The following is a 25484-nucleotide window of genomic DNA, read 5'->3' as shown; positions in this document are numbered from 1 at the left end:
TATCTGCTAAATTTGCAAACAACTAAGAGAGTAATAATTTGACAAATGAATTAGACATATAGTAATTCACCCAACTTTGAATAAAACTATATGAAAATACACTTTGAGTATATCATATTAATCTTGAATTTAATTCAAGAAGATATCCAATAAATCTGCATAGCTAGTAAATGAAGTTGGAAATACTAGTCCTGAATAAAATAATGTAATTGTATTAAGCAAATTTAATAAAACGGATACTCGTTTAAAACGCTCAGTTAACTTAATTATCAGGAAATAAATCACCAAAAATAAAATACAATTAAGTACTGTAATTAAAATCAGACCTACCGTATCTACGGAAGGGATAACAAATTTGTCTTTAAAAAATGGGTAAGATAAAATGATTGAAATCGAAAAAATGAGTGTTGTCCAGATAAAATATGTGATTGAACGGGTAAAATAAATCATCATCGGTGTACATCTTGTTGCTTTGATATTTGTATATTGATTCGTTCTAATTTCATATTCCAACTCCTTATTAGCAAGTAATATTACATTAGTCATTGAATAATAAATAAAAAAATTAATTAGATTTATTGGTTTATCACTATTGAAAATAACAATGATACCCGTAATAAAAATCAAGGAATAAATGACTTCACAAATACTATCAAACAGATATCGAACTTTATAATTAAAATATCTTCTCAATTCACTAAACATGGAAAAGACTCCCTCTTTTTTTAGCTATTTTCAATAAAGTGGGGAATAGTAAAGCTCCAACTAACCAATAGATGGCACAATAAATGATTATCAAAAATACACTCTGATACGATGGAGAAATGATAACATTTCTCAAGGTATAATAAGGAAAGAGGTTTCCTATAATCCTCAATGAGCCACTTAGAGGCGCTAGTATACCAGTAAAATATAGCATAAAGTAAGAAATTAACGATGTGATGCTAGATGTACGATTAAAAATAAAACAGAGACTTGATAAGCAGAATCCAAAACCATACATACTAATAATCGTTAGCATACATGCAGTGAGGCTCCCAACTAATTTTAAGACATCATCTGGAAAATTAATTTGATTAATCATGGATAAAACGATAAAGATTGGAATTGCTTTAACAAAATCTACTAAAATCTGAACTGTGATTTTAAACATTAATACATGAAAAATACTCTTACTGCTCTGAATCACACTGATCAAAGTTCTATCATAAAGGTCATCTTCAATAAAAAATGTTGGATGTGTAATAGCATGACTTGTAAAGTACCAGGTAAATAGTAAACATAATAACAAATACTTACTCTGTACATTTTGAAAGTATTGGAGATAAGCTGAAACCATTATTAAGATTCCAAAATTTGCAAAGAATAAATTAAATTTAAACTGCATCATCTCTTGCAGCTGTCGGTTCAATTCCCTTCTTATTTCTTTAATCATGATGAATAACCTCATACAATATTTCTTCAATACTTTCTTCAACTTCTTCAAAAAATATAATATCAAAATGATTGAAGATTTGATTTTTCACATGACTGTCTTTCACTTCAACAATTAATCTCTCATTGTCTACATGATAAGATAATTCAGGAAATAACTTATCAAAAGAATCTTTCTCAAAGTATGGAATACCAATTCTATATTTAATCCACTTATTGTTTTTTCCAAAAATTTCTGAGAAACTACCTTCTTGATTTATCTCACCTTTATTCATCACACAAACTCTCGTTGAGATCTCTTTTGCAAAATATATGTCATGTGTAGTCATCAGAACTATGGTTTCTTTTTCTTGACAGAGGGTTTGTAATAATTTTGCAAACTGTTTTTTTGCAACAATATCTAAACCATTTGTAGGCTCATCCAGACACAAAACTTTTGGCTTGCAAAGTAGAGCGATAATTAGAGATAATTTTTGTCTCGTTCCTTGTGACAGTTCGGATACCAATATATTGGTGTAGGCATTAAAGTCAAGTATTTCAAATAAATTTTCTAAATCCTTCTTAATGTGACTCCGTGAAATCTTATTCAAGTGTAAAAAATAATCAATGTTTTGATCTGAAGTTAAATACTCATAGTACCCCCTACCGCTTTCTAAAACAAATTTGACATCCTTATGAATTGCTGCTGAGGTATTGCTATTTCCAAAAACAACAACATCACCTGAATCTTGCAGCATTAGGCCCGAGATAATCTTTATCAAAGTAGATTTACCTGCACCATTAGCACCTACTATAGAAACAATTTCTCCTTTCTGCACTTCAAAACTTGGGATACTCAGTACGACTTTACCATGAAAACTTTTTTTGATGTTATATACTCCAACCTCACTCATTAATAACTACTCCTAGTAATATTAGATTTTTTAAAATCGTATTTTCAATCTCAAACATATCTTCTTTTGTTGACGTTATATTTTCTTAAGAGAAGTTTTTGAAAATCAGTTCCAATTCTTAAAGAATCAATAAAATCATAATAAACTTCTGTTACTTCAAATAATTCTCCGCTTAATTTATTAAATAAAATTGTATTTTGTTCCGTTTGAAAATTAGGCTCAAACCTAATAAACCAATTTTTACTTATTCGCATGTATGATACACCTCTTATCATATTCTAGTTTCGAAACAAATGCCATGGCATAGCAACCTCCACCACAATTATTAAAAAGTTTACAATCTTTATGTTTACTATCCAGTAGTGCCGGCATTTTTGATTACAATTTACCGTAATTTTGAATCTTACATAAAGAGGAGTGATTACCTTTTTTAGGTGAATTTCATTTTTACAGATAATTTATTCCAGTTAGTCAACCAAAGACGTTCGTCTATTTATTAATTATCCTGCTACAAATAAAATTTGTAAAATTAAGGGGGAAATCTTTCCCCCTTAATTTTATTTAGTGCCTGTGAGATTTTGAATTGGCATAATAAAGAACACCATGTGACAAATTAATTTTATTGATTGACAAGTCAAGCGCTATTGCTTCATTTTACTTATCATTTTTCATGAAGTTATCCTCTTCATAATTGTATCACTTACTCCTAGCAGTTAAATTTCTTTCCCGTATATGCCGACTAGCTATTTTCTTCTAAAACTTTTTTTAAATGTCCTTCATAAGTCTGTGCTAAGTGATTACTTTCTACTAATTTCATAGCTGCAATACATTTTCTCATTGCAATAATTGCTTTACAATCCTTCTCCTTTTTGTAACGATAGAGATATTGTGCGTATTGGAATACCAAGCGTTCATATACTTCTGTTTCGATAAAAAAGCATTGGTTTAACTGTTTTTCAAAATATAAGGCATCCATAAATTTTTCTCTTTCAACACATGTGATATATCCATTTAATAGCATCGTTGAAATCAATCGTCTATTCTTTGGAATCTCTTTGTAAAAGTCAGAGCGCCTAGACATCTCTCTAGCCAAAACCATGAAAACATCATGTTTTAGGACATCTAAAGTATTTGAATAAATCAATAATTCATAGTATCCCCAATATTCAACACTAAAAAGATAATCGGTTAGATAAGATAAATCATCACTAGAATAATAAGATTCTCCTGATAAATCTTGTAAACGAATTTTTAATAAAACGATATTAAGTTTATGAAATTTCTCCTGCTTAGGATCTGACTCCATTTGGGAATAGAGTAATCTTTTCAATCCCTCAATATCATGATTAGATACAAAATGGCGAACCTTTGATAAGAGTTCATTTAATTCATCACGATGAAAATCATGAACAGCATACATAAATTCTTCAATCGGCATGTTGATTTCATCTAAGATAAGCATGAACTTAGAAATGGTTAAATCTGTCTCTCCTTTTTCAAATCGAGATAGCTGGGAGGTTGATATACCAGCCTTTGCGACATCTTTTAAGCGCAGTCCTCTAGATTCTCGAAACTTTTTAAAAACTTCTCCAAATTTTTTCATTTTTCTCCTCTGTTACGCATATATGGGAATATTTTTTATTTTATAACATTTTAGCATAAAATAGGGAAAAAATAAAAGTGAGGTATTTCACATGAAAAACCACCATTTATTGCCTTTTCTTCTTGTTGTTTTAGAAGGGATTATTGTTATCGGTGTAGGATAATCTAAAAATCTAGTGACTCAAAATGAAAAACTAGATTTATTCTCCCCTGAAACAGCCTTTAAAAGCTGATAGCAAATAATAAAACGGCGATAGTCAAAAAAGTTTGCACTATCTGTTCCATCATACCTTACACCACTTTCTAAACCAAATGCTTACGGTAGTAATTAGCTTGTTCCTTGTCCAGATCATCTAGTTGGGCAACAAGGTCAAGATAATTTTTTAGTGCTTCATCAAGATTTGGGAAGCCATCCTCACGAGTGATAATGATGATCTCTCGTTTTGAAAAGCTATAATCAAGGTTTTCATCTTCATATTGTTCCTTTAAGTTTAGGTAGTTGAATCAGTCTTTTGGGCCTGTGAAACCTTGTGCTAACCATTCTTCCAATTTAGCGCATCTCGTTGTGGTGACTATATTACATCTCTCTGAGATGTTTTTTCATACCCTAAGTGGCTAACGTCATTTTAGAATTATCCTATTACTAATTTTTGAATGACTGGCTTATCTTTATACGAAATAGTATGATATAATGAAATCTGAGAATGTGGAGAGGTTTTTAGTTGAAATGCACAAAATTATTTTTAGTCACCTATTTGTTTTGATAATTCTTTTTAGCATTTGGCAATACAATCCGTCTGTTGATGGCATTATGAAAAATACGATTTTTGCCTTAGTGACTTTAGAGATGGGCTTTTTGGCTTATTACTCGAAAAACAATTTATTTAAGGTGCTTGCTTTGCCAGTTTGGTGTTTTTTCTATCCTTCAACTGTTGCGAGTTTGTTAAGTGTTGCTGAGGTTTCTTGGGGCGGCGAAGCTATATGGACTGATGCTGCAATGAGACCTTTCATGGCTTATTTGGGAAGTTTGGTCTTTGCTTTGGTTGCCGGAACTCTGAGCGTTCATTTGATTATGAAGAGTTTTAAGTTGAATATTTATGTTCAGATGGTTTTGATGCCAATTATCGCTTTGATAGCCACTTTTATTTTACATGTCGGGCGTGTAACCACCTTGAGTCGTGGTGATTTACTGGCCAGTCCGATTAATTTCACCGACGAACTAGTTTCGAGCATCTCGCTTGCTAATGTTCCCTTTATCTTTGGTATGACAACTATTCAGGTGATGCTTCTATTGTTGTTGGGGGATGAATAGAATTGTAATATAACTATTCTTATACGGAAATTCTCTTCGTTTGAGAATTTCTTTTTCTACCATTTGTCAAGCCTATCAAGGTTTTAGAGAAAAAATAATTTTCATACAGTCATCAAAATAGGGAAGTGACCTTACTTTACACTAAAGATTTACATAAAAAGTGTATACAAAACCAACACCTTATTTTGTGATTTTTGAAATAAGGTGTTACAATAATATGGCATAAACAATTTTACTGATTTTGGGTTGAAGTATAATCGTAAAGTTTGTTATGCGTTATGAGGTAATACATTGTCCGAATGAGACGATGTATAGAGGCAATCGTGTGTGGCTTGGTTGAAGTCGTTTGCGATTGTCTTTTTCGTTTCTCATAAAAGTCTGCAATATGGCAAGGATTAGTGTGACTAGCTGAAGCGATATTGTGAATGCACTTGAACAGAATCTTTCTAGCGTAGGGATTGCCACGCTTGGTAATGTATTCCTTAGCGATGAAGTTTCCAGATTCATAGTGTCTTAGGTCAATACCGATAAAGGCATTGATTTGATTGGCAGACTGAAAACGGCGAATATCTCCCAGTTCACCAATAATACTTGTTGCAGTCGTCTCAGCGATACCAGGAATAGAAAGCAGAATGTCATACTCTGGTAAAGGTTGAGCTATTTCCACCATCTGGTCTAAGACTGCCTGTCTCTGTTCAGAAAGTCTAAGCAATTCTTTTGCATAGTAACGCACCTCTTCCAGCATTGGAGAGGTTTTCTTAACGGCACAATAAGATTGATTAGCTAGTGCTGTCAGCTTCTCTGCTAAGTAGGCCACACGCTCGTCAGAAATCCGTTTTGAAGTGGACAGACGGATGCTCTTTGAGAGTTCATCCTTGCTTAACTCAAGCACGAAGTCCTTGCAAGGAAACGCAGTAACTAAGTTCCAGTATTGTTCCCCAGTTGGTGTTGACAAGATAGTTTCCAATTCAGGAAAAGTGACCTGTAAGACCTTGTGCAGACGGTTTTTAGCTCGAACGATGTCCTCAGTTAAGTTCTGATAGAACCGACTTGAATCTCGCAGATCTTGATAGACTTCTTCTTGGACATAGGTCGGTTTACGATTCAGCACAAACTGGGACTGAGCCAGTTTTTCAGCGTCAATTTGATCTGTTTTCCGCACACGCAAGCTATCCAGTTGCTTCTTGGCTTCTAAGGGATTGAGCCGTGTGTAAGCGTAGCCATGTTCATCCAGAAAAGCTTGAAGACGACGAGAATAGACGCCTGTTGCTTCAAAGATGATTTCTGGCTTGTGGACGGTTTTCAAATCGCCAAGTAGCCGAGCAAAGCCAATGGCATCATTGGGCATGGTATAGCCATGAACCTTCTCGCCGTTGACTAGAATGGCCACTTCTGAACTTACTTTACTCACATCAATCCCAAAAACTGCACGCATGATATTACCTCTTTGTCTTGAATGATTCCTTGTTTTAGAGATGTCATTTTCAATACTCGACGTCTAGCGTCCCACATACTTTGATAACATTCTTCCTAAAACAGGTGTCTTGCCAGTTTTTGTTGCGACGTCTAGCGTCAAAAGAAGCATCGACTTAACAAGACACCTCTACTTTATCATCTTGAGAATGAAAAAAGTAGTGAGTACTTCCTCCCGTCAGAGATTTCCTCACTACTAATCTTAGTATGTTTTTATTGTTGTAGATAGATGAGGACCTTTTTAAGAAGCGACTTGCGCATTCTTTAATCAGGAAAGCTTAAGAAATTTTTGTTATAATAAGTGTCAATTAGTGAGGAGGAAAACTGATGTTCAAAAAGTTAAGTCTTATCCATCTCTTTTTTTTAGTCATAGCTTTTGGTATTCGCTATTACAATTTATCTGGTCCAGATTTGATTTGGAATATGGTTTTAGCGCTAATTGCCTTAGATTTTGCTGTTATTACGGTAGTGATCAAAAAGAAACTGTTACGAGTATTAGCTGGAGGTATGTGGCTCTTTTTTTATCCAAATACTTTCTATATGTTGACAGATATTGTTCATATGCATTTCACGAGTACTGTTCTTTGGGACAAACAGAGTCTTATCTTGTACCTTTTATATGTTTCGAGTATTCTATTTGGAGTGCTTTGTGGGATTGAAAGTTTTAATTTGATAACGGGGGTACTGCGCTTAAATTCTTATATTCTCAGACTCCTCTTCATTGGTGGATTATCTTTTGTGTCAAGTTTTGCCATTCATATCGGACGCTATGCTAGATTGAATTCTTGGGATATTGCAACTCGTCCGATGACTGTTATTCATGAACTTGTAGAGGTTGTTAGCTGGGATGCCTTGCATTTTGTGTTAGGATTTACTTTTATTCAGGTGCTTTGCCTAGTCTTTTTAGACAATAAAATTCAAAATAAGTCTCTTGAAAAGTGAACGATGTTTTGATAAAATGGTTAAGTCGTTCGGGAAATAATACAAATCCGAATAATTTAATGTCGTAAGGAGACTTAAACTTTCATGGAAAAGTTTTTTAAATTGAAAGAGCATGGTACAGATGTTCGTACAGAAGTCACAGCAGGTTTGACCACCTTCTTTGCAATGTCATACATCCTGTTTGTTAATCCATCAATGCTCGCTCAAACTGGGATGCCTGCTCAAGGTGTTTTCTTAGCTACGATTATTGGTGCTGTTGTAGGGACCTTAATGATGGCCTTTTATGCAAATCTACCGTATGCTCAAGCGCCGGGAATGGGATTGAATGCTTTCTTTACTTATACGGTTGTTTTTGCTTTAGGTTACACTTGGCAAGAAGCTTTGGCCATGGTGTTCATTTGTGGTGTGATTTCATTGATTATCACAGTTACAAAAGTTCGGAAAATGATCATTGAATCTATCCCAGCAACATTGAAATCAGCGATCTCAGCTGGTATTGGAATTTTTCTTGCTTATGTTGGCATTAAAAATGCAGGTTTCTTGAAATTTTCGGTTGACCCAGGAACTTATACGGTAGCTGGTAAAGGTGCAGCGAAAGGTTTGGCTTCAATTACTGCCAATTCTTCTGCAACACCCGGCTTGGTAGCATTTAATAACCCAGGAGTTATCCTTGCTTTAATCGGTCTCTTGATTACTATCGTCTTTATTATTAAGGGGATTCGTGGTGGCGTCATCCTTTCAATTGCAGCAACGACTGTTATTGGTATTTTCATGGGAGTTGTAGATCTTGGAAGTGTTAACTGGGCAGCTACAAACTTATTTGCTTCATTTGGTGATTTGAAATCCATTTTTGGTGTAGCACTCGGTAGCCAAGGTCTAGGTTCGCTTTTTGCAGATGTGTCACGTATTCCTGGTGTATTGATGGCAATCCTTGCTTTCTCTTTGACAGATATTTTTGATACTATTGGAACCTTGATTGGTACTGGTGAAAAGGTTGGTATCATTGCAACAACAGGTGACAACCATGAGTCTAAGGCTTTGGATAAGGCTTTGTATTCCGATTTGATTGCTACTACAGTCGGAGCTGTGGCAGGAACTTCAAATGTAACAACTTATGTTGAATCAGCTGCTGGTATTGGTGCGGGAGGACGCACTGGTCTGACAGCCTTGGTTGTTGCGGTACTCTTTGCCATTTCAAGTTTCTTTAGCCCGCTAGTTTCCATTGTGCCAACGCAAGCAACTGCACCGATTCTTATCATTGTTGGTGTGATGATGCTTTCAAATCTTAAGAATATCACATGGGACGATATGGCAGAAGCTGTTCCAGCATTCTTTACTTCGATTTTTATGGGCTTCACTTATAGCATTACCTACGGTATTGCAGCAGGTTTCTTGACTTATACTGTTGTTAAAATTGTCAAGGGTCAAGCAAAAGATGTGCATGCAATTCTTTGGATTTTGGATATCTTGTTTATTTTAAACTTTATCAGTCTAGCAATTTTATAAGATTGATAGCATTAAAACTGGGTTTTCCCAGTTTTTTTAATAATTTTAATCTGATGACTTTCGGGTCTTGCTTGGAAGGTGAGATATTTTTTGGTATAATGTTGCCATGTATTATAGTCGAAATGAGTTAGAGCTGATTGCCATTGGTGAGCAAATCGGCAAAAAACTGATAGCAGGTGATGTTCTGGTTTTAACGGGTGACCTTGGTGCTGGCAAGACAACCTTAACTAAGGGAATTGCCAAAAGCCTAGGAATCTCACAAATGATTAAGAGCCCAACCTATACCATTGTTCGTGAATATGAGGGGCGATTACCACTGTATCACTTGGATGTTTATCGTATTGGTGACGATCCAGATTCTATTGATTTGGATGATTTCCTGTATGGCGCAGGTGTAACTGTGATTGAGTGGGGGGAACTGCTTAGTTCAGACTTGCTAGATGACTATTTGGAGGTCTTTATAGAGCGAGACATTGATGGTCGTAAGGTGAGGTTCGATGCACATGGCACACGCAGTCAGGAGCTTTTAGAGGATTTGCAAAATGGCTGAGCGGGAAGTGCTAGTTTACGAAGCAGAAGCTGAGGATGCTTCTGGTTTGCTTAACCTTATCAAACAGGTTGAAACGGAAACAGATTTTTTGACGAGCAATGATGACAAGTCACTTATGACTGAGAGGGCTCTTGCTCAGTTTATCCAAGATCGCCAGTTATCTGACAATCAGATTTGTTTGGTGGCACGTATTGGTCAAGAAATTGTTGGTGTGTTAAATGTTTCCGCGGAATCTTCTTCGCAAGTAAGTCATATTGGTGAAGTCTTTTTAGCAGTTTCAAAAGATTATTGGGGCTATGGTTTGGGACAGATGCTCATGGAGGCAGCCTTAGATTGGGCTGAACACAGTAACACTATTCGTCGCTTAGAACTTACTGTTCAAAAACGCAATAAAAGGGCTATTCATATCTATCAAAAATTTGGTTTTGAAATTGAAGGTTTAAAAAAACGTGGAGTAAAAACAAAGGATGGAGAGTTTCTAGATGTTTGCCTAATGGGGAAACTGATAGATTGATTTAGAATAATGAAAATTGGAAAAAAAATAGTTCTCATGCTTGGGGCGATTTTACTAACAACTGTAGTTGCAATTGGAGTTTATGTCACAAATGCCTATAATTTTTCAACAAGCGAGTTGTCAAAAACCTTTAAGAATTATAAGACATCGGATACTGACAGTCAGGCTATTCAACAGACTAAACCTTTTTCTATCCTTTTGATGGGAGTTGACACAGGTTCATCTGAGCGAAAATCAAAATGGGAAGGCAATAGCGATTCCATGATTTTGGTAACAGTCAATCCTAAAACCCAAAAAACGACTATGACAAGTTTGGAACGTGACATTTTGATAAACTTAACCGGTTCTGAAGATAATGATATGAATGGTGTTGAAGCTAAGCTGAATGCTGCTTATGCTTCAGGCGGAGCTCAAATGGCCATTATGACGGTTCAAAACTTATTAGATATTGATATCGATTATTACATGCAAATCAATATGCAAGGTTTAGTTGACCTTGTTGATGCTGTGGATGGAATCACTGTTACTAATTCTTTCGACTTCCCTATCTCTATATCAGAACATGAGCCAGAGTATGAAGCAACGGTTGAACCTGGGACACATCATATTAATGGAGAGCAGGCCTTAGTCTATGCTCGAATGAGATATGATGATCCAGAAGGGGACTACGGTCGTCAAAAACGTCAGCGCGAAGTTATTCAAAAAGTGCTGAAAAAAATACTTGCTTTGGATAGTATCAGTTCTTACCGAAAAATTTTATCAGCTGTCAGCAAAAACATGCAGACTAATATTGAAATATCGTCCAAAACAATTCCTAATCTTTTAGGCTACCAAGATGCTTTGAAAAAAATTGAAACCTACCAGTTAAAAGGTGAGGATGCGATGATAAACGGAACTTCTTATCAGCTCGTGACATCAGAGCATTTGCTAGAAATTCAAAATACAATTAAGTCAGAACTTGATTTGACCAAGAGTGAAGAATTGAAAACAACAGCTGTTTTATATGAAAATCTCTATGGCGATTATGGAGGATATGATACTGGAGCTGCTGATGCTACCTACTCTGGAACAGATAGTTACAATCAGACTTATGATCAAGGCTATACAGATCAGACTTATCAAACTTATGGCTATCAATAATAAATAAAAATCAGACAGAAAAAAATTGAGCAAACTGCAACAAAACAGTTTGCTCAATTTTTTTGTTTTATGTGACTTTCAGTCCGTTTCGCTCCGCAGGTGCGAAACAAATAAACCACCCGCTATGCGGGTGCGCATCGCTGGTTATACCAAAAAAACTCCAAACGCGATACAATAAAGGTGTTCAAGCCTAATGTAAAGCGAAAGGAGCAAAATATGGCACAAAAGGCACATAGTTTATCTCACACAAAGTGGATGTGTAAATACCACATTGTGTTTCCCCCCAAGTATAGACGAAAAGTAATCTATAATCAATATCTAAGTTCAGATTGGAAATCATAGATTTTGACTAGCCATTCTCTTTTCGAAAACTTCAAAATTGAAATTCTCTATATTCAATTTGATTAGTAGATAGCTAATTTTGATTTTAAATGAGTATAAGATGTATCATATTTTACTTGACTTGTTTATATTTTGATGTGATACGGTTGATTTCATCAAGATGTGCTTGAGTTTCTTTACCAAAAACCCTAAACTTATAAGATAAGTCCTGACTGATTTGTTGGATGTTATTTTTTTCTTGGTTAATAATGTCTAGGTTGCGTCTGATATTGTCTAGATCAGAGCTAATATTGTCTTTGCGTTCTAAAAAATCTTGGATAGTTTCAGTAATCTGATCGCGATATCTATATGCTTGATAGCCAGCATAGCCTAAGAGACTAAGTGTGATAAAAGATTTTAATTTCATGATTGAACCTCGCGAGAGATCTGCTCTGCCATTTTTCCAAGGACTTCAAAATCAGGCTCATGTGTGGTGTATTTTATCTCAATGCCATCATTGTCATGGTAGCGTGGCACGAGGTGGATGTGGGCGTGAAAGACTGTTTGGCCAGCTAATTCTTCATTGTTATTGATGATATTCATGGCTGGCGCCCCAGTTGCTTTTTTGAGGGCACGGGCGAGCTTTGGTAAGCGAGCAAAAAGTGTAGCAGCAGTATCTTCTGACATTTCAAGAACATTACGGACATGCTCTTTTGGAACCAGTAAGGTATGACCTTTTGTGGTTTGTGAAATATCTAAGAAAGCTAAAACTTGGTCGTCTTCGTAAACTTTACATGATGGGATTTCACCAGCAATAATATTACAAAAAATACAATTTTCCATTTGAAGCACCTATAATTCTTTGATTTTGTTATAATTATTATATCAAAAAAATGGTGAGATACTTATGTTAAAAATTGAAAATGTAACAGGTGGTTATGTTAATATCCCTGTTTTAAAAAATATTTCCTTTGAGGTGGCTGATGGAGAATTGGTCGGTTTGATTGGGCTTAATGGTGCTGGAAAATCAACGACTATCAATGAAATCATTGGTCTATTGCAGCCTTATCAAGGTCAGATTAGCATAGATGGGCTGAGCCTTTCTCAAAATCAGGCTGACTATCGCAAAAAGATAGGTTTCATTCCTGAGACACCAAGTCTTTATGAAGAATTAACTCTGCGTGAGCATATCGAAACAGTGGCGATGGCCTATGATATTCCTGTAGATGAGGCCTTAGTGCGTGCTGAAAAGTTATTACAAATCTTCCGTCTATCCGATAAGTTGGAGTGGTTTCCTATCAATTTCTCTAAGGGAATGAAGCAGAAGGTTATGATTATTTGTGCCTTTATTGTTGATCCTAGTTTATTTATCATTGATGAGCCTTTTCTCGGCTTGGATCCTTTGGCGATTGCAGATTTGACAGATTTATTAGCTGAGGAGAAGGCTAAAGGCAAGTCAATCTTGATGTCAACCCATGTTTTGGATTCTGCAGAGAAAATGTGTGATCGTTTTGTGATTTTACATCAAGGTCAGGTGCGGGCAGTTGGGACTTTGGAAGAATTACAGAAAACATTTGCTGACAGCACGGCTAGTCTCAACGATATCTATATGGCTTTGACGAAAGAGGTTTAATATGACAAAGCTTTTTCAAAAACGTCGCTCTGCTTTTATTAATCAATGCCTAAAATATTTACGCTATGTCCTTAATGATCATTTTGTGCTGGTTTTGGTTTTTTTCATGGGATTTCTCATGTTTCAATATAGTAGTCTATTGAAAAACTTTCCAAGTAATCATTTTCCGATTATTGTTATTTTAGTGGTGACAATAGCTGTGCTGCTGAGTGTGGGGCAAATTGCTTCTTACTTGGAACCGGCTGACAAACAGTTTCTCTTGACCAAAGAAGCAGAACTTACAGTTTGGATTGGTCGAGCTAAGGTTCGTTCTTTTGTGATTTGGGGAATGTTGCAGACAGTTGTTCTTGTGCTGTTAGCTCCAATTTTCTTTCAATTAGGTTTATCGGTTATAGGTTTTATCATTGCGGTAGGGATTTTGTTAATTGTCAAATACTTTATTATGCAAGCTAAATCGAGAGTATTTTTTGATGATGGGCGTCTAGCTTGGGATAGGGCTATTGCCTACGAAATGAGGCGCAAACAGTCTATTCTCAAATTTTATTCACTTTTCACCAATGTGAAAGGTATCTCAAGTAGTGTTAAAAGGCGATCGTATTTGGATGGTTTCTTAGCTATTGTCAAAAAAAATTCTGCCAAACTGTGGTCCAATCTCTACCTTCGTGCCTTTTTACGGAGTTCAGATTATCTAGCTCTAACCTTGCGTCTATTTCTGCTAAGTGTTCTGGCTTTGATTTTTGTGTCTAACCGTCTCATTGCGATAGGTTTAACACTGACTTTTGATTATCTTTTGATTTTTCAATTGCTAGCGCTCTATCATCATTTTGATTACCAGTATTTGGTAAAACTTTATCCAATCTCTGGAGAAACTAAAGCCAAAAATTTACAGTCTTTTTTGGAAAAGTTGCTTTACTTGCTGGCTGTGTTTCAACTATTTTTGACCTTGTCATGGCAGGCTGGGGTCATTTTGATTGTGGCCATTTTAATTATTACAAAATTGTATCTTCCTTACAAAATAAAGACGATGATTGACTAAGCTCTGTAAAACAAGTAAAATAGACTAAATGATTCATTGAGAAAAGGAGGGTGGCGAGGTGACAGCATCCGAACAAGATTTCACACTGACCCCCTTAAGAGGAAAAAGCGGCAAGGCTTATATAGGAACTTATACAAGTGGTGAGCGTATCTTTGTCAAAGTCAACACAACTCCCATTTTGCCAGCCCTTGCCAAGGAACAAATTGCTCCGCAACTTTTGTGGTCGAAGCGCTTGGGTAATGGAGATACTATGAGCGCACAGGAATGGCTAGATGGTCGTATTTTGACGCGTGAAGATATGGGTAGTAAGCAAGTTGCCCATATTTTGCAACGTTTGCACACTTCAAAACCATTAGTTAACCAACTCTTGCAACTCAATTACAAGATTGAAAATCCTTACGATTTACTGCTTGCTTGGGAAAATAACGCACCTTTACAAATTCGAGAAAATACCTATCTCCAATCCATTGTAAAGGAACTTAAACGCAGTTTGCCGCCTTTTCGTTCTGAGGTTGCTACCATTGTGCACGGAGATATTAAGCATAGCAATTGGGTGATTACAACCAGTGGTATGATTTATTTGGTGGACTGGGATTCGGTACGCTTAACTGACCGCATGTATGATGTGGCTTATTTGTTGAGCCACTATATTCCCTACTCCCGATGGCATGAGTGGTTGGCTTATTATGGTTATAAGGACAATGAGAAAGTGCGAGAAAAAATTGCCTGGTATGGTCAATTTTCTTACCTTTCCCAAATTTTGAATTGTTTTGATAAACGTGATATGGAACACGTCAATCAAGAAATCTATGGTTTGCGTAAATTTAGAGAAATCGTTAGAAAGAAATAATGCGAGTTAGAAAACGTAAGGGTGCCGAGGAGCACCTAGAAAATAACCCACACTATGTCATTTTAAATCCTGAAGAAGCTAAGGGACGTTGGCATGACATTTTTGGTAATGACAATCCTATCCATATTGAAGTTGGTTCTGGAAAAGGTGCTTTCATCACAGGGATGGCTTTGAAAAATCCAAATATCAACTACATCGGAATTGATATCCAAGTGTCAGTGCTTAGCTATGCCTTGGATAAGGTTCTAGAAAGTCAAGCGCCTAACATCAGGCTGCTTTTGGTTGATGGTTCAGCCCTGACTAATTATTTTACTGATGGCGAAGTAGACCTCCTGTATCTGAATTTTTCAGATCCTTGGCCAAAGAAAAAGCATGAAAAACGCCGCTTGACCTATAAATCTTTTTTGGACACATATAAAAAAATATTACCTGAACATGGTGAGATTCACTTTAAAACAGATAATCGTGGCTTATTTGAATACAGTTTGGTCAGTTTTTCTCAGTATGGTATGGCTCTTAAACAGGTCTGGCTAGATTTGCACGCCAGTGATTTTGAAGGAAATGTCATGACCGAGTACGAAGAAAAATTTTCAAATAAAGGGCAAGTTATCTATCGAGTTGAAGCAACATTTTAGTGGTCAACTTTGAAAAAGCATGTTATAATGGAAAAGTTGGTTTGCCAACTTTTATCTTGGAGAGGTCGCATAGTGGCCGAGTGCGCACGCTTGGAAAGCGTGTAGTCCTTAACGGGGCTCGGGGGTTCGAATCCCCTCCTCTCCTTTTATCCCCTTGATGTAACAAGGTTTTAAGGGTGTTTGCCCACCATTTGCCCACCGATTTTATATTTTGTTAAAAATCTCTTTGACCTTTTGGTCATTTTTTTGTTTCAATTTTTCGATTTGGTGGGCGTATGTTTTCAGAGTAATGTTTAAATTCTCGTGTCCAAGGAGTTTAGAGACAGATATTAAATCTACCCCTTTATATATCAAATAGGAGGCGTATGTGTGTCTTAAAGAGTGGTTGGTGTAATTTTCACCAGTCGCTCTCTTAATGGCTTTATTTGAGGCGTTATTTGACGTACCGAAGCAGATACGACCTAGCTTGTTTTCTTGATAGTAATTTTCTTTATAGTTTTTGAGTATTTTTAGACTGTTTTGATCAATAGGAACTTGTCGAATGGATTGTTCGTTCTTAGTTGGTCCGAAGTTCTGAGAAATCGAGTAATCAAATGTCTTATTGACGTCAACATAGCCATTTTCAAAATTGATGTCGTTCCAGGTAAGCCCTTGAGCTTCAGCGAAACGCAGACCAGTTACCCCAATAATGTAGGTTGTCAGGTAGGAGGCGTGCCTGATTCTTGCTTTCGCAAAGTTTAGGTAGTTTAGATAGTCATCTTCCTCCATAAATTTTTCAGCCTCTGCTTTACCAGACTTCTGCGCTTTGACAATGGCGCCTTCAGCGAAGTTGTCTCTAATGATACCATCTCGGATAGCCATTTTACAGGCTCCTTTGATTTGATAGTGGAATTTTTCAAGCGTTGATTGTGCGACTGTCTCTCCAAATTCATTTAAAATTTGTTGATAGAGGGTGTGATTGATATTTTTGAGCTTCTTCTCGCCAAAAAAGCGTTTGATGTGTTTGAAGTTTTTAGTATAGGTTTTCCATGTTTTAGCTGTGACGTGTGGTTTTTTGTATATTTCTGCCCATCGTTCATTATAATCAAGTACAGTAATATCTAGAAGTTCGCTTGAAACTGTACTTAATTCCAGCTCAGCTTGTTGGGCTGATGCTTTTGCAAGGACTTTGGTTCTAAACCCTCCTTTTGATTTCTCACGTCGCTTTCCATTTATATCTTGATAGATTATCCTATATTCCCAAGCGTCTCCACGTTTTCTAAATGATGCCATGTTGTTTTTTACCTCACTTTCTGATAAAATGGGTATAGTAAAGAGGCCTACTGAAAAGCAGGTTTTTACTATATATGATTTGCCTTACGCTCTCTGTCGCCAAACTGTCGAGCGTAGGGCTTTTTTTATTCTACAATTAGGTCACCTACGGGGATAACGTCTTTTGTTTTTGAAGATTTAGCGATTAAGTCGTATTGATCAGCAGATTGTTCGTAACCAAAATCAATAGTTGTTGTATCGTCTGGTAAATTTTTAGCTAATTCAGAAATTGTCATTCTAAATAGAGTAATAGTGTTGCTTTGGTCTGTCGTTGCAGTGTTCGAATAGACAGCATCCAGAGCTTCTTTAGCTGCTTTTTGTGACTCTCCTGTCAGCAACACTCGGATGATATTATGACCATCAGGATATTCAGAATCGGTAACGTTATTTTCAATTTCAACTGTTACACCGCCAGTGTTATCTGGGTCAAGTTTTTCTTTAATTTCTTTGATAGTATCATTATATTTGCTATTATCTACCTTGGTTTTTGACTGAGTAGTCGAAGATGATTGTTCAGTTTTTTCCTTACTAGATGTCGTTGTACTTTCTTTGTTTGATGAGCAAGCTGCCAAAGTCAAGATAGATAGTAGTGTGATTGTGCCTAATGTAACTTTCTTCATAATATTCTCCTATATTGCATTGTTTTATTTTTCTGAATATCTTCCAACAACTTCACCGATAATTCTAAAGTCGCTATCGGCATCAACTGGTATGTCGTCGTATTTAGAGTTTAAACTATGTAGGTATGCCCCAGAATCATCAATTACTAATTCTTTAATATAAGCATCGCCGTAATACTCAAATACGCCAATATCACCATTTGAGAGGTCTACAGATAGTTTTACAAAGACGTAGTCGCCTGAGTGGTATTCGGGTTCCATGGAGTCTCCGTAGATGGGGACTACAAAGTCAGCGTCTATATCTACTGGCAATTCAAGCTGTTCAACTTGTACATCGTTTAGATACTGACCTGTACCAGCTGAAGCGGGTTGGTCGTAGTAGTTGTAGGTGTAGTAGGTGGCTTGTGGTTTGTTTACTGTATTCTTACTGTATGTTACTGTATTTTGTTTATCTAGGAGCTTATTTCCGTAGTTTATCCAGCTTTTGTGGTTATCTTTGTATAAATCCCTGTCCAATCTCAAAACTTCGTCAGAAACGGTTTTAGGGGCTTCTGTGGAGGTGGAGTTTTTATCTATAGGTGGAAATAAATCGTCTATAGAAATATCAAAAGCATTAGCTAAAGCAAATACAGTATCTTTTTTAGGGGAACGAAAGCCACGTTCATAATTACCAACAGCGTTTTTTCCTATTCCAATTTTTCTACCTAATTCTTCTTGAGTCCAATTATTTAATTTCCGATAATATTTAATTTTTTCACCTATGAAGACAGCAATTTCTTCTTTGTCCATTTCATCACCTCCTTCTTGCAATTAAATAATAACATAAAAACCACGGAAAGAAAACTTTTTTTATTTTTTCAAAAAAAAAAATATTGACAAACCACGAAACGTGGTCTATAATATAATCAAGGTCAAGGAAATGACCGAGAAAGGAGGTAGAGCTGATGCAGTCAAGGCTAAACAAAAAGCCTGAACACAAAGAAGTAGAATTCGAGCTACACATCTTTTGGTTCAAGCTTAAACTCAAATACTTAATCAAGCGGTAGCTTGATTGAGTAGGGAGGCGAAAGCCTCCTCCCCCTTGAGGGGATAGGTATAGTTTAGCACATTGGCTCTATCTCTGCAAGAAAAGAGAGGAAACATGATGGACTGGAAAAAAGTTTTATTTGGAGACTTGGAAGGTACTAAAGTCAGTAAAGATGGCAAAGTGAAAACTACCGTCAAGTTTGAAGGTGGTTTGTTACCAGCTGTCTTGGTTATCGGATTTATAGGATTAGTTATTTGGTTGGTGGTGAAGTGATGGAAGAAGTTATTCAATCTATTGTTGCTGTTGGTGGTTTTGGGTATTTGAATTATTGGCTGTTTGTTAGAATTCGAGATAGGGATATTGGTGGAGAGTCAGATCGAAAATTTCTGATTGGCTTGATGTCATCTTTTGATTATCTCATTTATCTTGTTTTTAGACACTTTTGTGACAGCATGCTTTGGTCTATTGTAGGAGCAATTATTTCTGCTATCATTTTCACTATTTCAGCTCATTGCTTTCTTGATATGGCCTATAACTTTAGCAATTGGCTAAGGGGAAAGCATGGCTTAGCACAGCAAGTTGATATGCACTTGTGGGACATGATGTTTAAGGAAGATAAGCCGAATCGATTTGTCATTGATTTCTCTGGTAATATTATCGCAAGTGGTGTTATTAAGGCTATAAACGGTAACTATGAAGAAAAATCACTAATTCTTGCTTCGTTTGTTGGCCATAACGATGAAAGGCCTAGAACGGAAGCAGAACTAATGACTTATTTAGATGAAAATGATATTCAAAGTGACGTTTATCTTAATTTTGACAAGAAAATCAAAATCATTTATTTTTAGAAGGTTGAGGGAAACGAACCTTATCAGTTGTCTGAGCCGTCTGGCTTGTCTGACTATTCTTCATCTTGGGTTCTTTAATGGCTTGTTTTTTATCCATATCCTTGCTCCTTTCTGTAGAGATGGTGGTACATTTTATTATAGCACAAGGAGCAGGTGGCTAGGTTGGTCTTTTTTCGTGGTTCGATTCCTCGGCTAGTCATGACGTCAAATATTTTAGAAAGAGGTGGATTTATTGCAGATTAAATTATATGAATTGAGAAAAAAAGCCAATCTGACACAAAAGCAGATGGCTGAGAAATTGAATATTTCTGAGGTTTCATATCGTTCAAAGGAGCTAGGATATACAGATTTTAAGTCAACAGAAATGTTCATAATTGCTGATATTTTAAAACATAATATCAATGATATTTTTTTACCTAAAAAGACCACGAAAAGTGGTCTTAATCAACTATAGAAAGGATAAGGGGATGGAAAAACTCACAACAAATTTTTTACCTGTCATTGAAACAACTGTCAAACTTATTGATACCATTGCTGAATCGGCATTTCTGGAACTTTTGAAGGAGTGTGATAACTTGTCCGAATTGGAAACTCGTACGTTTCATTTTGATAAGTATCCAGATCTCCCAGTCGAGACAGTCACGATTTGCGAGATGGTTGCAAGTCGAGTTAGAAAAATGGCAAGTGCCTATATTGACAATGAAAAGTCCCAACACAAGATTGTATTGGGAGATGAAATTAAAGAGGCTAGCGTTTTACCACTAACCTCAAGAAACGTCCAGGCTATTGGTTCAGCCATTCATGATACTCTTTCAACAGCTCAAGAGAAGTAGTGTAGGCTGTGACAGCAATGAGCGTTTCCTTCTGTTGCTCAGGCACAGAGTTGGCAATAGAAGCAGCTGTTTGATTTGCTTTACCTACCAGTTCAGTTACTTTTTGAGCTGTGAGAGTTGATACAAAATCGTCAAAAGACTTCATTGACTTATCCTCCTTTACGTGATGATAAGTCAATTATACCAAAAATAGAAAGGGAAAATATGAGCCAACAACATCAAAAATGGATTGATTTGGTAAACAAGCGACTACATAAACGTGGTTGGTCTCGGTCTGATTTTGCGATTGTGCTAGGTGTTTCGCCAGCCATGGTCAGTCGTTTACTGAAAGATGGTCATGGCTGGCGATGATCTCAAGCTGAAAGTAAACAAGAAACTCAGAATTTCTGAGAGTTGGGAAAGTTTTGAAAAATATGAGTAAGAAGCTAATCGCCAACTGGCAAAAGAAAAATCATCAACTGAGCCAGCTGATGATAGATAGCCTTGAGGGGCTAGATGTGTGGGAGACTATTTTAGCACTTGGAGAGATAAGGAGGGGAATGGTGTGAAGATATTTTTAAGAGACTTAATGTTTTTATCGTTGTCGTTATTTGCTGCCAACTGGTGTTTATTAGGTTTCGAGGTAGCTGTCTGTGTCCTATTTGAGACAGTAATGCTATTAATTATTTTTGAAAAATTCCTCAAAGATAGGTTTTAAACTAGTTATCAATGTTGAAATTTTATCATGATAAATGACTATCCACGTAATGGTGCTTACGATGGCAGAAACAATACTGTTTAGGTCTAGTCCTAAAAATCTGATAATCTTACTTGGTATGAGGAAAACATCTTTCAGAGGAGTCAATGGATTAAAAATTTTCCATTTATCAAACAGTAAGTAATCTTGAATAGTGAAAAGTTGTGAGTAGATTGTTTTTACAGCATCGTGAAAATAATAATCATCTTTATCGTAGCTGAGGGCATCTATTGGATACGAAGGATTGAGGTATTTTAATTTTGGCATTAATGGAACTAATTGATGTCTCCATTCAGAAATATCTTTACTTTCAAATGCTTTGTTGAAAGTATCAATCAACTCATGTGTCATTTGTATCTTTCTTAATCCATTTATTATTTGATAAATATACAGGATTGCATAAAGAATAAGTCCTAAATAGATGAATTTCATTGTTACCTCACAAGCATTTTATTTTTATTATATCAAATTAGAAAGGAATTTTATGAACGAAATTTTTGTTTTTCACGGGCAGGAAGTCCGTACTGTAACCATTAACAATGAGCCTTGGTTTGTTGGGAAAGATGTGGCTGATATTTTAGGTTATCAAAAACCACTTGATGCAATTTCTTGACATGTTGATGAGGATGACTCCGTGAAACACGGACTCACCGATAGTTTGGGTCGTATCCAAAACACAATTATCATCAATGAATCTGGTCTTTACTCACTTATCTTATCCAGTAAGTTGCCACAGGCAAAAGAATTCAAACGTTGGGTGACTAGTGAGGTATTGCCACAGATTCGTCAACAGGGAGCTTATGTGCCAGAGAATTTGTCTGATGAAGCTTTTATCGCTCTATTTACTGGTCAGAAGAAACTGAAAGAGCAGCAGTTGGCATTGGCTCAAGATGTTGATTATCTCAAAAATGAACAACCGATTCATCCTAGCACAGCGCAGGCTCTTTTGAAAAAGAGAAAGGCTAGAGTAGTGGCTTGGCTTGGTGGTATGGATAGTCAAGCTTATGCTGATAAGCCATTTGCTCAATCTATATTTAGAGAAGCTGAGATTGATTTCAAAGAACATTTCAATATCAGCAGATATGACATGTTACCAAAGAAATTCACGGATGCAGCATTGTCTTACTGGATGACTTGGGAACCAAGCACTAACACCAAAATGAAAATCATGGAGTTAAATGCTTATGAAATGTAATGCAAAAAAGCCTGACGGCAATCAGGCTCTGTAATAAATAATACAAGAGGATTATATCATGAATGATTTAATGATTCAAATGTTTGACCAGTTTGAAGCTGGTCTTATGGATAGAGCGTTGAAGGTCATGCACGTTGTCATGGACGAAAAACGGCGATATCCGATGGAACTCAATAAGTCTCAATGTGCTGAAATGTTATTAGGTACTAAAGATACTGGAACATTTGATGCACGCTTTAACTGTCATAAGGATTTCCCACGGATTAAAAATGCTCGTGAGAAATATCCTCGGGATGAAGTTATCGAGTGGTATCACAAAAATTGGCAAAGAACGGTAGTGTGAGGTTGAAAATGGAAAATCCTATTACTGCAATCGTATTTATAGCTATTCTTTGCTTACTGGCCTATTTTGGTCGCGATACAGTGGAGAGTGAGGTGACGCATGAAAACATTGCTGAGAATGAAGCTCCAGCATATCTGGAGCGGTATGGGCGAGTTATTCAGCTCAACGGACAAAGTGGATATGACAGGATGGACTGAGTATCCTGTCAGTTACCATCTGGATTATCGGTCTGAGATGGTGTGGCAGGTGAGGAAGTCTGTTAGAAACTTTATCAAGTCTGGAGATTTTGATAATCTTGCTGATGTCTTTAGGGTTGTTTGGTTTTATGTTGTTACGGTAAAGAGAGGTAAATAATGCGAGATTTTAAGTTATTTAGCAATCATATTGCTGAGAAAATTGAGTTAGAGACAGCAACAATTATTGATTTTTATGATCCTGAGCAGGGCAGATGGCATAGTTTACGGTATTTTTTTGATAAAAAGCACTCATCTTTGGCGATTACTGGAGATTTTGGGGAGTTGGTGGCTGTCAATTTTGACAATATGGGCGACTGGAAGGAATTTTATCAAGATTACACAAACAATCCAGGCTACTTCATAGAAAAAGTACAAACATCACGAAGGTCTCTATTTGCTTATGACTGTGAAGAAGCTAAGAAGGAGGTACTTAATAGCTTTTTTTATCAGAAACCATACGAAGCTTTGGATGATGATGAGCAATATTACTTTGATGAACTCTTTGAATATTTTGATGGTAGTTATGGCTTTCGTCATGTTTCAGATAGTGTTAGAGAGTTTTTAAGTCAGGAACATGATGAATATTATGTCATTTTAGAGCATGCTGGTCGTCACATCTCTGACATTGTTTATCTTTATTTGGATGCCTATAGTAAAGCTTATGAATATCTCACAAAAAATGAAGCTAAATCGCAGACTGAACTTTAAGAGGAGGTAAGAAAAATGCGCATAGATGAAGTTAAGCGTAATTCCTTTTACCAGTTTCCGCAATGGCTATTAAATGAGCCATACAGTCGGTTGGGGGATAAAGCCAAAATGATGTATATGTTGCTATTTGATAGGCGGGGGTTATCTGTCAAAAATAAGTGGCATGATGAAGACGGTAAAATTTATATGTATTTTACCAATGAACAATTTATGCAAGAGCTGAGTTGTTCTGAACCCTCTATCATCAAAGCCAAGAAAGAACTAGCTGACTTTGGGCTTTTAAAGGAAGTTAGGCAAGGTATTAACAAGCCTAATCGCTTGTATTTGTTTGGAACTAAAGAAACTTTAGGTCAGGAGCTAAAGAAAGTTAAGCACGGAACTAAAGAAACTTTAGGTCAAGACCTTAAAAAAGTTAAGGGAATCAATACTGATAATATCAATACTAATATATCAATAAATACTACTACTACTGATAAGGATTTTGGTAGCTTCTTAAAAAGTGAGGGATTGAAAGTAAGAGACAGGCATATCACGCAGCTGCTTGAATATGTTGGACTTGACCACATGGATCTTGATTTGGTGAAGTTAGCTGTCATAAAGACAACCGACCAAGGCATTGATAACCCGTCTTATACGTTTAGCATTTTGGAAAATTGGAAAGCTAAAGGCATTTTGACGGTGGAACAGCAACAGCAGGAAGACAGACGTCAGACGACTAACCAACCTGTTGATCCTAATGCTGCTAAGTTTGCTGGGATGGAGGATTGGAACTGATGGAAAAGGTTGATAGTATTGCTCGCAAGTATAGCGAATTTATGAGCAAACAGCTGAGTGATGAGATTTGTGAGATTCATGATATTCATTTGTGGCGAATTAGTCGTCCGTCTGTTGAGGGACCTGTGGTTCAGGAGTTTTGTCCTGAATGTCAGAAAGAGTCTATCAGAAAGAAAGAAGATGACCTATTACAGCAGAGCTTGGTTAATGCTAAGCTTGCACAGACTTTTAGTGTCTTTAGGAAGGAAAGTATCATTTCAGAGGATTTGAAGAAGGCTAATTTTAATTCTTATGATACTGTCACTGAGTTTGATGTGAAGGCTTTGAACTTTGCTAAGCGGATTTGTCGCTCTTACTACGATGGAAATTCTGGAAATACTGTGCTTATGGGCGTTCCTGGTGTTGGTAAATCTCATTTGTCTGTTGCGATGGCGGATGCTTTGAATGATTCTTTTAAAAAGGCAGGAAAGCCGAAATCCATTCTTTTTATGCCAACAGCTCGGCTATTTTCTAAAATCAAGAGCTCTTTCAACGGTGGCGGTGGTTTTACTGAGGAGTATGCGATTGATTTACTGACACGGGTTAATTATCTTTTTCTTGATGATTTGGGTAAAGAATCCTGTATGAGTACACAAATTAAGCCTGCAAGTGATTGGGTGCAGGGTGTGTTGTTTAATATTTTAGATCAGCGGCAGACAACTGTTATCAATACGAATTTTAGTCGTCAACAACTTTTGCAGATTTATGATGCGGCTTTGGTTGATAGGATTTTTAAGGGGTCAACGCAGAATAAACAGATTTTGATTTGGCCTGATAACAGCGTGAGTAAGAGGTGATTGTTGTGGAAGAAAAAGAGCAGTTGATAACTGGTTTTGAAGAGTGTTACTGGAAGATTGACAGCAAGGTTAGGCGGATGTTGCTTGATTTGCCATTAGAATGCTTGAAATTGAAACTGGTTGAGTGGCAGAACTGGGCAGAATGTGGCGGAAAGGTTGTATTTTGATGGATAAAG

35 protein-coding genes, 1 tRNA gene and 4 pseudogenes are annotated in these 25484 nt (G+C 36.4%); 26 read left to right on the top strand and 14 right to left on the bottom strand.

Annotated elements, in window-relative coordinates:
* Positions 1-129 precede the first annotated feature (129 nt).
* From ABZ559_RS11380 to ABZ559_RS11355, 6 genes and pseudogenes are all read right to left on the bottom strand, one after another.
* Positions 130-705 carry a hypothetical protein gene (locus tag ABZ559_RS11380; RefSeq protein ID WP_317336254.1) on the bottom strand — a complete coding sequence of 192 codons (576 nt, stop codon included), beginning with the start codon at positions 703-705 and terminating at the stop codon, positions 130-132.
* Positions 698-1438 (bottom strand): ABC transporter permease, encoded by a 741-nt coding sequence (locus ABZ559_RS11375; RefSeq protein WP_277291030.1) that lies wholly within the window; start codon positions 1436-1438, stop codon positions 698-700. Before ABZ559_RS11375 ends, ABZ559_RS11380 begins: the two co-directional genes overlap by 8 nt.
* Complete coding sequence (locus tag ABZ559_RS11370; protein ID WP_367006484.1) at positions 1428-2327, bottom strand: ABC transporter ATP-binding protein; 900 nt, start codon at positions 2325-2327, stop codon at positions 1428-1430. The genes ABZ559_RS11375 and ABZ559_RS11370 overlap by 11 nt, the downstream gene beginning before the upstream one ends.
* A 50-nt stretch (positions 2328-2377) precedes the next feature.
* Positions 2378-2581: a phosphoglycerate mutase gene (locus tag ABZ559_RS11365; RefSeq protein WP_367006483.1), complete on the bottom strand. Its 204-nt coding sequence runs from the start codon at positions 2579-2581 to the stop codon at positions 2378-2380.
* Between the two features lie 485 nt (positions 2582-3066).
* Complete coding sequence (locus ABZ559_RS11360) at positions 3067-3930, bottom strand: helix-turn-helix domain-containing protein (RefSeq protein ID WP_367006482.1); 864 nt, start codon at positions 3928-3930, stop codon at positions 3067-3069.
* A gap of 302 nt (positions 3931-4232) precedes the next feature.
* Positions 4233-4505 (bottom strand): annotated as a pseudogene (locus tag ABZ559_RS11355) (DUF5962 family protein).
* Positions 4506-4656: 151 nt separating this feature from the next.
* Between ABZ559_RS11355 and ABZ559_RS11350 the strand changes: the two are divergent.
* A complete protein-coding gene (locus ABZ559_RS11350) occupies positions 4657-5241 on the top strand; it encodes a DUF1361 domain-containing protein (RefSeq protein WP_367006481.1) in 585 nt (194 codons plus the stop codon).
* A 232-nt stretch (positions 5242-5473) separates the two neighbouring features.
* Here the strand turns inward: ABZ559_RS11350 and ABZ559_RS11345 are convergent, their stop codons facing one another.
* Entirely contained in the window at positions 5474-6676 is a 1203-nt protein-coding gene (locus ABZ559_RS11345) for an IS110 family transposase (RefSeq protein WP_367006480.1), read from the bottom strand.
* Between the two features lie 365 nt (positions 6677-7041).
* Between ABZ559_RS11345 and ABZ559_RS11340 the strand changes: the two genes are divergently transcribed.
* From ABZ559_RS11340 to ABZ559_RS11315, 6 genes and pseudogenes are all read left to right on the top strand, one after another.
* On the top strand, positions 7042-7656 hold the full coding sequence (locus ABZ559_RS11340; RefSeq protein ID WP_273414360.1) for a DUF1361 domain-containing protein: 615 nt from the start codon (positions 7042-7044) through the stop codon (positions 7654-7656).
* An 84-nt stretch (positions 7657-7740) separates the two neighbouring features.
* Positions 7741-9162, top strand: coding sequence for an NCS2 family permease (locus ABZ559_RS11335; RefSeq protein ID WP_317335506.1), 1422 nt, complete (start codon positions 7741-7743; stop codon positions 9160-9162).
* Positions 9163-9268: 106 nt separating this feature from the next.
* Positions 9269-9712: a tRNA (adenosine(37)-N6)-threonylcarbamoyltransferase complex ATPase subunit type 1 TsaE gene (gene tsaE / locus ABZ559_RS11330; RefSeq protein WP_273414358.1), complete on the top strand. Its 444-nt coding sequence runs from the start codon at positions 9269-9271 to the stop codon at positions 9710-9712.
* Positions 9705-10226: a GNAT family N-acetyltransferase gene (locus ABZ559_RS11325; RefSeq protein ID WP_273414357.1), complete on the top strand. Its 522-nt coding sequence runs from the start codon at positions 9705-9707 to the stop codon at positions 10224-10226. Before tsaE ends, ABZ559_RS11325 begins: the two co-directional genes overlap by 8 nt.
* A gap of 9 nt (positions 10227-10235) precedes the next feature.
* Complete coding sequence (locus ABZ559_RS11320; protein WP_273414356.1) at positions 10236-11366, top strand: LCP family protein; 1131 nt, start codon at positions 10236-10238, stop codon at positions 11364-11366.
* A 216-nt stretch (positions 11367-11582) separates the two neighbouring features.
* Positions 11583-11681, top strand: a pseudogene (locus ABZ559_RS11315) (IS200/IS605 family transposase); the annotation flags it as partial.
* A 139-nt stretch (positions 11682-11820) separates the two neighbouring features.
* Here the strand turns inward: ABZ559_RS11315 and ABZ559_RS11310 are convergent.
* Together ABZ559_RS11310 and ABZ559_RS11305 are read right to left on the bottom strand one after the other, a co-directional pair.
* On the bottom strand, positions 11821-12114 hold the full coding sequence (locus ABZ559_RS11310; RefSeq protein ID WP_018375780.1) for a hypothetical protein: 294 nt from the start codon (positions 12112-12114) through the stop codon (positions 11821-11823).
* Positions 12111-12530, bottom strand: coding sequence for an HIT family protein (locus ABZ559_RS11305; protein WP_273404748.1), 420 nt, complete (start codon positions 12528-12530; stop codon positions 12111-12113). The genes ABZ559_RS11310 and ABZ559_RS11305 overlap by 4 nt, the downstream gene beginning before the upstream one ends.
* 64 nt (positions 12531-12594) lie before the next feature.
* Here ABZ559_RS11305 and ABZ559_RS11300 point away from each other — a divergent pair, with 64 nt between their 5' ends.
* The 5 genes from ABZ559_RS11300 to ABZ559_RS11280 all read left to right on the top strand — a co-directional run bounded on the left by ABZ559_RS11300 (position 12595) and on the right by ABZ559_RS11280 (position 15986).
* Complete coding sequence (locus tag ABZ559_RS11300) at positions 12595-13320, top strand: ABC transporter ATP-binding protein (protein WP_367006477.1); 726 nt, start codon at positions 12595-12597, stop codon at positions 13318-13320.
* Between the two features lies 1 nt (position 13321).
* Positions 13322-14356, top strand: a complete 1035-nt coding sequence (locus ABZ559_RS11295) for an ABC transporter permease (protein ID WP_273404745.1) — start codon at positions 13322-13324, stop codon at positions 14354-14356.
* Between the two features lie 58 nt (positions 14357-14414).
* Entirely contained in the window at positions 14415-15206 is a 792-nt protein-coding gene (ccrZ, locus tag ABZ559_RS11290) for a cell cycle regulator CcrZ (RefSeq protein ID WP_018375776.1), read from the top strand.
* The gene (gene trmB / locus ABZ559_RS11285) at positions 15206-15841 is read left to right on the top strand and encodes a tRNA (guanosine(46)-N7)-methyltransferase TrmB (protein WP_277291416.1); all 636 of its coding nucleotides are present in this window, start codon (positions 15206-15208) and stop codon (positions 15839-15841) included. The genes ccrZ and trmB overlap by 1 nt, the downstream gene beginning before the upstream one ends.
* A 58-nt stretch (positions 15842-15899) precedes the next feature.
* A tRNA-Ser gene (locus tag ABZ559_RS11280) sits at positions 15900-15986 on the top strand.
* A 59-nt stretch (positions 15987-16045) separates the two neighbouring features.
* Here the strand turns inward: ABZ559_RS11280 and ABZ559_RS11275 are convergent.
* The 3 genes from ABZ559_RS11275 to ABZ559_RS11265 form a co-directional block, all read right to left on the bottom strand.
* On the bottom strand, positions 16046-17113 hold the full coding sequence (locus ABZ559_RS11275; RefSeq protein ID WP_367006475.1) for a tyrosine-type recombinase/integrase: 1068 nt from the start codon (positions 17111-17113) through the stop codon (positions 16046-16048).
* A 125-nt stretch (positions 17114-17238) separates the two neighbouring features.
* Positions 17239-17772: a hypothetical protein gene (locus ABZ559_RS11270; protein WP_367006474.1), complete on the bottom strand. Its 534-nt coding sequence runs from the start codon at positions 17770-17772 to the stop codon at positions 17239-17241.
* 24 nt (positions 17773-17796) lie between these two features.
* A complete protein-coding gene (locus tag ABZ559_RS11265; RefSeq protein ID WP_367006472.1) occupies positions 17797-18561 on the bottom strand; it encodes an XRE family transcriptional regulator in 765 nt (254 codons plus the stop codon).
* A 352-nt stretch (positions 18562-18913) separates the two neighbouring features.
* Between ABZ559_RS11265 and ABZ559_RS11260 the strand changes: the two genes are divergently transcribed.
* The 4 genes from ABZ559_RS11260 to ABZ559_RS11245 all read left to right on the top strand — a co-directional run bounded on the left by ABZ559_RS11260 (position 18914) and on the right by ABZ559_RS11245 (position 20480).
* Positions 18914-19072: a hypothetical protein gene (locus ABZ559_RS11260; protein WP_321058352.1), complete on the top strand. Its 159-nt coding sequence runs from the start codon at positions 18914-18916 to the stop codon at positions 19070-19072.
* Positions 19072-19647 carry a hypothetical protein gene (locus ABZ559_RS11255; RefSeq protein ID WP_367006470.1) on the top strand — a complete coding sequence of 192 codons (576 nt, stop codon included), beginning with the start codon at positions 19072-19074 and terminating at the stop codon, positions 19645-19647. Before ABZ559_RS11260 ends, ABZ559_RS11255 begins: the two co-directional genes overlap by 1 nt.
* 223 nt (positions 19648-19870) lie before the next feature.
* Entirely contained in the window at positions 19871-20101 is a 231-nt protein-coding gene (locus ABZ559_RS11250; protein WP_367006468.1) for a helix-turn-helix transcriptional regulator, read from the top strand.
* 13 nt (positions 20102-20114) lie between these two features.
* A complete protein-coding gene (locus ABZ559_RS11245; protein WP_367006466.1) occupies positions 20115-20480 on the top strand; it encodes a hypothetical protein in 366 nt (121 codons plus the stop codon).
* On the opposite strand, the gene ABZ559_RS11240 is transcribed toward ABZ559_RS11245, so the two are convergent.
* Positions 20431-20625: a hypothetical protein gene (locus ABZ559_RS11240; protein WP_367006465.1), complete on the bottom strand. Its 195-nt coding sequence runs from the start codon at positions 20623-20625 to the stop codon at positions 20431-20433. The genes ABZ559_RS11245 and ABZ559_RS11240 overlap by 50 nt on opposite strands.
* Before the next feature lie 59 nt (positions 20626-20684).
* Between ABZ559_RS11240 and ABZ559_RS11235 the strand changes: the two are divergent.
* Positions 20685-20901, top strand: a pseudogene (locus tag ABZ559_RS11235) (transcriptional regulator).
* A complete protein-coding gene (locus ABZ559_RS11230) occupies positions 20894-21028 on the top strand; it encodes a hypothetical protein (RefSeq protein WP_367006463.1) in 135 nt (44 codons plus the stop codon). Before ABZ559_RS11235 ends, ABZ559_RS11230 begins: the two are co-directional and overlap by 8 nt.
* Before the next feature lie 110 nt (positions 21029-21138).
* On the opposite strand, the gene ABZ559_RS11225 is transcribed toward ABZ559_RS11230, so the two are convergent.
* Positions 21139-21567, bottom strand: a complete 429-nt coding sequence (locus tag ABZ559_RS11225) for a hypothetical protein (protein WP_367006462.1) — start codon at positions 21565-21567, stop codon at positions 21139-21141.
* Between the two features lie 133 nt (positions 21568-21700).
* On the opposite strand from ABZ559_RS11225, the pseudogene ABZ559_RS11220 reads away from it, so the two are divergent.
* The 8 genes and pseudogenes from ABZ559_RS11220 to ABZ559_RS11185 all read left to right on the top strand — a co-directional run bounded on the left by ABZ559_RS11220 (position 21701) and on the right by ABZ559_RS11185 (position 25475).
* Positions 21701-22411, top strand: a pseudogene (locus ABZ559_RS11220) (ORF6C domain-containing protein).
* A 58-nt stretch (positions 22412-22469) separates the two neighbouring features.
* Positions 22470-22754 carry a DNA-binding protein gene (locus ABZ559_RS11215; protein WP_367006461.1) on the top strand — a complete coding sequence of 95 codons (285 nt, stop codon included), beginning with the start codon at positions 22470-22472 and terminating at the stop codon, positions 22752-22754.
* Entirely contained in the window at positions 22718-22951 is a 234-nt protein-coding gene (locus ABZ559_RS11210; protein WP_367007671.1) for a hypothetical protein, read from the top strand. Before ABZ559_RS11215 ends, ABZ559_RS11210 begins: the two co-directional genes overlap by 37 nt.
* Positions 22935-23108 carry a hypothetical protein gene (locus ABZ559_RS11205; RefSeq protein WP_367006460.1) on the top strand — a complete coding sequence of 58 codons (174 nt, stop codon included), beginning with the start codon at positions 22935-22937 and terminating at the stop codon, positions 23106-23108. Before ABZ559_RS11210 ends, ABZ559_RS11205 begins: the two co-directional genes overlap by 17 nt.
* A complete protein-coding gene (locus tag ABZ559_RS11200; protein WP_367006458.1) occupies positions 23108-23698 on the top strand; it encodes a hypothetical protein in 591 nt (196 codons plus the stop codon). Before ABZ559_RS11205 ends, ABZ559_RS11200 begins: the two co-directional genes overlap by 1 nt.
* A 15-nt stretch (positions 23699-23713) precedes the next feature.
* Positions 23714-24472: a replication initiator protein A gene (locus tag ABZ559_RS11195; RefSeq protein ID WP_367006457.1), complete on the top strand. Its 759-nt coding sequence runs from the start codon at positions 23714-23716 to the stop codon at positions 24470-24472.
* Entirely contained in the window at positions 24472-25308 is an 837-nt protein-coding gene (locus ABZ559_RS11190) for an ATP-binding protein (protein WP_367006455.1), read from the top strand. The genes ABZ559_RS11195 and ABZ559_RS11190 overlap by 1 nt, the downstream gene beginning before the upstream one ends.
* A 5-nt stretch (positions 25309-25313) precedes the next feature.
* A complete protein-coding gene (locus tag ABZ559_RS11185) occupies positions 25314-25475 on the top strand; it encodes a hypothetical protein (protein WP_367006453.1) in 162 nt (53 codons plus the stop codon).
* Positions 25476-25484: the final 9 nt, after the last annotated feature.

Source organism: Streptococcus sp. ZY19097 (assembly GCF_040731245.1).
In the GTDB taxonomy this organism is placed as follows: domain Bacteria; phylum Bacillota; class Bacilli; order Lactobacillales; family Streptococcaceae; genus Streptococcus; species Streptococcus orisratti.
Note: the sequence above shows the minus strand (reverse complement) of the source record. Positions and strands in the feature narration are given on the sequence as shown.